Source organism: Ruegeria sp. BHSB064 (assembly GCF_059613205.1).
This window is the reverse complement of record NZ_JBXWSB010000054.1, coordinates 21651-29640: the sequence shown is the minus strand read 5'-3', so window position 1 is coordinate 29640 and position 7990 is coordinate 21651. Positions and strand designations below refer to the sequence as shown.

The 7990-nt window shown below is 59.5% G+C and carries 8 protein-coding genes; 1 reads left to right on the top strand and 7 read right to left on the bottom strand.

Features of this window, described 5'->3' with window-relative positions:
• Positions 1-528, top strand: a 528-nt coding sequence (locus AC2FNU_RS13765) for an SRPBCC family protein (protein WP_496789313.1), incomplete at its 5' end; no start/stop codon positions are given.
• On the opposite strand, the gene AC2FNU_RS13760 is transcribed toward AC2FNU_RS13765, so the two are convergent.
• From AC2FNU_RS13760 to AC2FNU_RS13730, 7 genes are all read right to left on the bottom strand, one after another.
• Positions 525-1160, bottom strand: a complete 636-nt coding sequence (locus tag AC2FNU_RS13760) for a helix-turn-helix domain-containing protein (RefSeq protein ID WP_496789309.1) — start codon at positions 1158-1160, stop codon at positions 525-527. The two genes, AC2FNU_RS13765 and AC2FNU_RS13760, sit on opposite strands and share 4 nt — an antisense overlap.
• A gap of 371 nt (positions 1161-1531) precedes the next feature.
• Positions 1532-2383: a fumarylacetoacetate hydrolase family protein gene (locus AC2FNU_RS13755; protein ID WP_496789306.1), complete on the bottom strand. Its 852-nt coding sequence runs from the start codon at positions 2381-2383 to the stop codon at positions 1532-1534.
• Positions 2384-2393: 10 nt separating this feature from the next.
• A complete protein-coding gene (locus tag AC2FNU_RS13750) occupies positions 2394-3134 on the bottom strand; it encodes an SDR family oxidoreductase (RefSeq protein ID WP_496789301.1) in 741 nt (246 codons plus the stop codon).
• A 7-nt stretch (positions 3135-3141) separates the two neighbouring features.
• The gene (locus tag AC2FNU_RS13745) at positions 3142-3819 is read right to left on the bottom strand and encodes an RraA family protein (RefSeq protein WP_496789296.1); all 678 of its coding nucleotides are present in this window, start codon (positions 3817-3819) and stop codon (positions 3142-3144) included.
• 472 nt (positions 3820-4291) lie between these two features.
• Positions 4292-5791 (bottom strand): FGGY-family carbohydrate kinase, encoded by a 1500-nt coding sequence (locus tag AC2FNU_RS13740; protein WP_496789292.1) that lies wholly within the window; start codon positions 5789-5791, stop codon positions 4292-4294.
• A gap of 12 nt (positions 5792-5803) precedes the next feature.
• On the bottom strand, positions 5804-7006 hold the full coding sequence (locus tag AC2FNU_RS13735; protein WP_496789291.1) for an acetoin dehydrogenase dihydrolipoyllysine-residue acetyltransferase subunit: 1203 nt from the start codon (positions 7004-7006) through the stop codon (positions 5804-5806).
• On the bottom strand, positions 7003-7986 hold the full coding sequence (locus AC2FNU_RS13730) for an alpha-ketoacid dehydrogenase subunit beta (RefSeq protein WP_496789290.1): 984 nt from the start codon (positions 7984-7986) through the stop codon (positions 7003-7005). The genes AC2FNU_RS13735 and AC2FNU_RS13730 overlap by 4 nt, the downstream gene beginning before the upstream one ends.
• Positions 7987-7990: the final 4 nt, after the last annotated feature.

Genomic DNA, 7990 nt, shown 5'->3' with positions numbered 1-7990 from the left:
CACGTCTTTGCCCTGCATCCCCGTCTGCTGGATTTTGCACCTATGGATGTGCGCTGGTCGGGAGAATGGCGTGGCTCGACCTTCGTCAACGGCTACCGGTTTCCAAAACTGGAAGAGGGGCGCGGTCAGGGCCTTCCCCACTATCCCGGCCTGTCCGAGGAAGACCGCATGCAGGGCCAGTGGTTCCTGACCATGCCGCATTTCGCGGTTGAGGTGTATCCGGATCAGTTCACCGTTTTGGTCGCCTATCCCGAGGCACCCGACAGATGCCGTGAAGAATTGCATGTCTTCGTCATCGGCGACGAGGCCGCAACCGGCGAAGCCTACCGCAAGGAACGCGAGGATCTGATCCAGATGTGGGACGATCTCAACGTCGAAGACATCTCGGTGCTTAAGGGATTGCAGCATGGGCGGCGCTGCTTTGGCTATGATGGCGGTCGCCTGTCGCCGCATTGGGAAGGGCCGACGCTGGCCTATTCGCGCAAGATCATCGAACTGATGGAGAGAAGCGAGGATCTGCCCAGCTAGCGCGATTTCATGATGACTGGCGTATTGGTGTGAATGATCTGCAACTCGTCGGGTCCGTTATTGGCATAGCGATGCGGCTTCTCGCCCGCAAAGCCAAAACTGTCGCCTTCTTCCAGCACAAATACATGCCCTTCGACCTCTAAAGTCAGTTGCCCGGACAGGACATAACCCACCTCGTCTCCCTCATGAGACAACGGGTTGTCACCTGAATGTCCACCGGGCGAAAACTTCATGAGCGACATGACCAATTGACCATCGATCGAAGGCGACAGCAGATAGTCTGCTTCTCCAAGATACTCGGTGCCGGACAGGCGCGAATAATCGATCCGGCGCCGAAAGCCCTTGCGCACAACATAGGCGTTCTCGACCGGATCATCATTGGGCGAAGGCGGAAACAGCCATCCGACTTCTATTCCGAGGGCGGTGCTGATCCTTTGAAGCGCGTCCAAAGAGGGTTGCTTTTGACCTCTCTCGACAAGGCTCAGAAACCCCACCGACAAAGAAGCTGCCTCGGCGCATTGCGCCAGAGTCATACCTTTGGCCCGCCGAACCCCTCGGATTTCGGGCCCGACGCCAGACTTTAAGTTGCTCGCTTCATTCTGAGGATCAAACTTGGGCTTTGATTTGCTCACCATTTCAATACTCAGACCTTATCCAATAACTTTGCTATGTACATCTACCCTGCCAAACGGTGCGTGACCACCGGCAGTGTCGTGATCACATCCCGATTGCAGGCCCAAGCCCGCATCCGGACTATGCTTCGCGACCCAACGGGCACCTGCGCAAAGGAAAAAAGACCGCCAGCCACCTGATCGGGCTTTGGATGTAACGCAGGCGAGACATTGCATCAGTCACAGATCACGAAATGGACATGATCTGCGGCAGCTTCGGCATCATGTCGACGAATTGCCTTAGTCAGAGCGTTATCACTTTAACGCCCTGCACAAAGAATATGGAAAACACCAGCCAATCCCCCGCGCAAATTTCGCAGGGGAGACGTGGTTCAGGTTTCGCTCATGGCAACAACACGCTGCGTTTGCGTGCCCAGACTGTCGATGCTCAGTTCCATGACATCGCCGGGCTTTAAGTAAGTCGGTGGTTTCTGCCCCATTCCAACACCCGGCGGCGTGCCGGTGCTGATAACATCGCCCGGTTGCAGGCTCATGAACCGGGATACATAGGAAACCAGATGAGCCACACCAAAAATCATCGTCGCTGTGGTTCCGTTTTGGTACTTGTGGCCATTCACGGTCAGCCACATCGACAGATTCTGAGGGTCGCCTACCTCATCAGGTGTTACGAGCCAGGGACCGATTGGGCCGAACGTGTCGCAGCTTTTGCCCTTTACCCATTGGCCGCCGTGCTCAAGCTGAAAGGTACGTTCGGACAAATCGTTGATGACGCAATACCCCGCCACATGGCTCAAGGCGTCCGCCTCGTCCACATAGCGCGCTTCTCGCCCGATCACGATGCCAAGCTCGACCTCCCAATCCGATTTCTCCGATCCGCAGGGGATGATCACATCGTCATTGGGTCCGCAGATGGCCGACGTCGCCTTCATGAACAGGATCGGTTCTGACGGTGGTTCCATCCCGGCTTCTGCGGCATGGTCGGAATAGTTCAGGCCAATACAGATGAACTTGCCCACACCCGAAACGCAGGGGCCGATGCGCTGATCTGGCGCAATCACAGGAAGGGTTGTCAGATCAACCTCCGACAAAGTGGCCAGTAAATCCGGGTTCAATGCCGCGTCAGACCAGTCCGGCACCAGCGACGAGGCATCGCGCCACGCGCCATCTGCATCCACAATTGCCGGTACTTCCTGCCCCGGCGCCCCAATTCTGAGTAGTTTCAAGTTCGGTCTCCTAGATCGTCCAGCCGCCATCAATCATCTGCTCGGTCCCGGTGATGAACCCGGCGCGGTCAGAGGCAAGGAAGGCGGCCAGGGCGGCCACTTCCTCGGCGGTTCCAAGTCGTTTCATGGGCTGGCGCGCCTCGAAATCGGCGCGTGCCTTTTCGTAGTCGCCGGTCGCTTCCAGCCGCTGCCGCAGTGAGGGGCTGTCCACGGTGCCCGGGCAGATCGCGTTGCAGCGTATGCCTTGTGTGACATATTCGATTGCAACGGATTTGGTCAGCCCGATCACAGCGGCCTTTGTGGTGCCGTAAGCAAAGCGGTTCGGAGCGGCGGTGGTCGACGACACGACAGACGCGATGTTGATGATCGACCCGTTGCCGCGCTCCAGCATACCCGGCAGCACCGCCTGAACCGCATCGAACATGGTCATGACGTTGATTTGCCAAGAGCGTTCAAGATCATCGCGCGAGCAGTCCAGAATTGACCCATTGGCGACCCAGCCGACGGCGTTGACCAGAATGTCGAAGCCCTTGGCTGCGGCCACGACCTGCCCGACGGCCTCGGCATTTGTAAGGTCCAGTGCTACGGCGCGGATGCTGCCGTGCTCTGACGCCAGGGATTTTAGCCCGTCTGCGTCAATGTCGGCAGCCCAGACCTCGGCACCATCCTCGGCCAGCGCCAGCGCTGTTGCGCGTCCGATCCCGGCAGCAGCCGCAGTAACCAATGCACGACGATTATCGAGATATCCCATCAGGCCCTCACAATATGCCGTGGTCGGTGAAGATCTGGCGCAGGGTCCGACCTCCGGCCAATTCGGCGCGGATCGTTGTCTCTTTGCGGACCTTTTCCAACGCGGTTGTCACCACCTGTTGTATATGATCCTTGGGCAAAACGACCAGACCGTCCTCGTCCATAAAGATCAGATCACCGCTTTCAATGTTTACCCCATCGATCTGACCAGGAACATCGTAAAGCATCAGCTTGCCACGAAATTTGGTGTCAACCGGATTGGTGCCCGCATAGGCCACCTGAAAATCAATATCGCGGATCATCGCCAGATCGCGGATCGAGCCATCTGTGACACAGCCCGCAGCGCCGACAACCTTGGACCTTGTGCTCAGCAATTCACCCCAAGGGGCGATATGCGTCAGGCCATGACAACACAGAACCGGGATTTCGCCTGGCTTGAGGCTATCGACCAGATCGATTTCTTCGCCATAGACATCCAGTTCCGGGCTGTCGTGATAGACCGGCATGTAAAGGCCAACGCGGGCGTATCCGCAGAGCTTTTTGCCGGGGTCCAGCAGCCGCAAACCGGCCTGCGGAGACTGGTCGCGCAGGTCAAAACTGTCGAGTGTGTCGCACAGGACCGCTGAGTAAAGTTCTGACTGACAAAGGTGGACAACCTCGCCAGCCGATAGAGGGGATGCGGACATTGGTGATCCTCCTTTGCCCGTTCACGTCAGGATTGGGGTTTGTGGGTGAGGAGAAACTACCTGAAAACTCTCGTCGAACAGGACCGCCGTTTCTTCAAAAGGCGGACACGGCCAATGATGGGGTTCAAAGCTTTCGCGCCTGCGGTGGCAAAGCTTGACGTGATCGAAGTCGCATACATGATGCGAATGGGGCAATTGTTGCCGGTATCTGCACGTTTCGTAAATTCTCCGCGTTGGCCGTCTGAACCTGATGCGATCGCAAATCCATTTGATCAACTAAACACTGTTCAACGGGACCCCGCGGAACTGATGGCCTGAACGACACCTCATCAAAACTCGTCATACAGACACAAACCACCTGGCAATATCCTCAGCCTCTCAAAATTTCCGACACATCCGGGCGGACATGGAAAGAACTGCTCTGGTGGATCTAGTGTTTTACGTAAATCGCTTAACTGAAGCGACCCCGCTATCAACGTCCTGAGCCGAGCGCTTCTTTGAGAGCTGGGTACAGCGCCACATACCGCTCATAAATCTCGTCATAGGCAGCAGACGCTTTGGGGTCAGGCTCGATCACACGACCCGACTTGACCATTGCCGCTATCCCATCATCGATCGTGTCATAGTGGCCTGCCCCATGCGCGGCAAGGATCGCCGAGCCCAGTGACGGACCGTCGGACGAAGCAGGGATATGCACCGGCAGGTTCGCCGTGTCGGCGTGGATTTGCATGAAGAGGTCAGAGTTTGTGGCCCCGCCGCCCGCAATGATCTCGGTTCCTGTGTAGCCGCCCTTGGCGAAGCTTTCCAAAATCGCCCGGGTGCCCATGGAAATCCCCTCCATGATCGCCCGGAACACGTGGTGTGGCTCGTGCGCGAGCGTCAGCCCCGTTATAGCCCCGCGCGACAGCGCATCTGTATGCGGCGTGCGGTTGCCCTGAAAGTGATCCTGCACCACCAACCCTTCGGACCCCGGCGGCAGGCCAGCGGCCTTGGCGTTCATCTCGTCAAAATCGAACTCTCCCCCCACAAAACGCCTTAGCCAGTTTATGACCGATCCCGTGGACGTCTGCCCGCCCTCGATAATGTAGCGGTTCGGGTAGACGATGTCGGCATAGGCCCCCCACATGCCCGGCGCGTGAAAAGGTTTTTCGGTGACACCGAATTGCAGGTGCGACGAGCCGGTGATCAGGCAAAGCTGCCCCGGTTTTGCAACGCCCAACCCGATCATCCCGATCAGAGCATCTGCACCACCCTGCACAAGTTTCGTCTTCGTGGTGAGCCCCAGTTCTTCGGCGGCTTTTGAGGTCAGAGTGTCAACGACCTCTCCCGGAGCGGCCACACGGTCCGGCCATTTCTCGACCAGATCGCCCATACCAAGTGTTGTCGCCATGCTTTCAGCCCAGCCACCGTCGCGGTTGGCGTAGTGCCAGCGCAGCCCAACGTTGTTGAGCGACGCGCAGCGCGCGCCGGTCAGCCTTTGGGTCAGGTAGTCCTGATATTCACAGATCGTTGCGGCGGCGTCATAGACCTCGGGCTCATTGCGCTTCAGCCAGAGCGCCTTGGGCATCATCCACTCGGCAGAAACGGGGCCCGCGCCGTCGGAATTGAGCTTCAGCCGCGCGTCGCCGGTTGCCAGCACCTCTTCGGCTTCCTTGTCGGCGCGCACGTCCATCCACATCAGTGCGGGGCGCAGGGGTTTGCCATCCGTATCCAGCGCAACGACCGTGCAGCAGGTTGTCGCATAGGCCATCGCCTCGATCTGGTCGCCTGACAGACCTGCCTCGGCGATACAGGCGCGCGTGGCCTTGCACAGGCATTTCCACCAGTCCTCGGGGTTTTGTTCCGCCCGCGCACCGGGCAGGAAAGTTGTCTCGTACGGTTCGGCATGTGTGGCCAGACAGGTGCCCGCCAGATCGTAGATGCGCGCCCGCAGACTTTCGGTGCCGCCATCTGCTGTCAGAAAATAAGTCAAGTCTTTCCTCCCTCAGCCGGTAGCGATGATCCCGGCCACAGCTTCTACCGCGTCCCATTGCGGCATGTGACCCGACTCTACCATATGGCAAGCGACGCGCCCGGGCATGTTGAAGACATGCTCACGCGGAATGATGCGGTCGTGCAGGCCGAAAATTGCACGAACGGGGATGTTATCCGAAAGTTTGCGCAACGGCCCGATTGTGTCGATCAATTGGTGGTCGCCGCGCGCCATGTCTTTGGCAAGCGCGGTCAACCGCCCCCGCTGCAGGTCTGCAGCCAGTGCGCGCAACGCCTCGGACTCGAAGGATTCTGCCTTCGGGCCCAGCAGTCGCATCAGGTGGGCAAGCTCTCCTGCGCCGGGCCCCGCCGCCATGCCTTGCGGGAAAGCGCCGTTGATCTGGTATCCGCAGCCCGCAGGGGTCAGCAGCGTAAACCGCGCGACCTTGTTCTGTACCCGCAGCGCCGCCGCAACAGCCACATGCGCACCCAGTGAGTGCCCGATCAGGTGAACGGGCTCGGGTTGCCTCGCCAGATCATCCGTCAGCCAGTCGATCAGCGTTTGCACGCCAAGGGCCTCGGTTTCATTGCTACCATGACCCGGCAGATCAGGCGCATGGGTCTTCACACCGCCCTGTTGCAACTGCTTCCGTAACACCGCCCAGCCCGAGCCGAGACCTGCAAAGCCGTGCACACAATAGGCAAGCGCCGCATCCGCCGATCGCTTCACCGCCGGTGAGGGGGTCGAAACCATGGCGCGCACGTCGTCCGCTTCGACCCGGCCCCGGCGACCACTGCCCGGCACATCCATCAAGGCTATACCGTTCTGCTTGGCGATACGCCGGGCGAGCGGGGTAGCGCGCAGTTTGGCGCTGGGCGCTGTGTTGCGGATTTCGGGTTCTGTAGCGGGGCTGGGCTCTGCTGAGACGGTTTCAGGTGACTTGGTGCCCTCTTCTTCAATCCCGTCCCAGATGTCGGCGGTCTCAATCACCGCAATGGGCGTGCCGACCTCGATCACATCGCCCCGGTCCACCATGGTTTCCAGCAGGGTTCCGTCGCCCAAGGCAGGGTATTCCACCATCGTCTTGTCGGTCTCAATCTCCAAAAGCGGATCACCGCGCTTGAAGACCTGCCCTGGTTCAACCAGCCATTGGGCAATCGTGCCTTCCTCCATCGTCTCGCCCAGGCGTGGCATCGGCAGGGTAAGCTTGATCATACCAGCATCTTTCGTGCAGTCTCGACGATCAACTCCGGCTGGGGAACGGAATTGGCCTCGAGCAGTGGCGAGACTGAAATCGGGATGTCCTCGCCCGCCACGCGCACGACCGGGTCTTCGAGATAATCGAAACATTCCTCGGTGATGCGCGCGGCAAGCTCGGAGGCAACGCCACAGGTCATAACCGCCTCTGACACCACCATTGCGCGGCCCGCGTTTTCCACGAGCGGCCGGATGGTGTCAAAATCGAGCGGGTTGAGCGTGCGCAGGTCCACGACCGCCGCAGAGATGCCGTCTTCGGACTGCAAGGTTTCCGCCGCCGCCAGAGCATAGTGAACTTGCCGGGAATAGGTCACGATCACCAGATCGCTACCGTCACGCGCGACATGCGCTTGGCCCCAAGCTGCGGGTTCGGCCTCGACATCGAGCGCGCCTTTCATCGTGTAGAGCCCCTTGTGCTCGATGAAGACGACGGGGTCGGGTTGCCGCAGGGCCTGCCGCAGCAGGTGATAAGCATCAGCCACCTTGGCGGGCATCGCCAGACGCAGGCCCGGCGTGTGCATCACGTAACCTTCAAGGCTTTGACTGTGCTGCGCGCCTGCCGACCGACCGGTGCCGCCCTGGGTGCGCAGCACCATCGGCACGCCGATCTGGCCACCGAACATATAGCGGATCTTGGCCGCCTGATTGGCCAACTGGTCCATGGTCATGCCAACAAAGTCGACATACATCAGTTCAGCCACGGGCCGCAGCCCGGTCATGGCGGCCCCGACAGCGGTGCCGACAATGGCCGCTTCGGAGATCGGCGTGTCGATCACCCGGTTGCCGCCAAACTTTTGGATCAAATCTTTGGTAACACCATAGGCTCCGCCATACCGGCCCACCTCTTCGCCCAGGAGGATGACCGTCTCGTCAGCCGCCATCGCCTCGGACAGGGCCATGCGCAGCGCGTCGCGATAGGTGATCTGTTCTTCGGCCATCAAA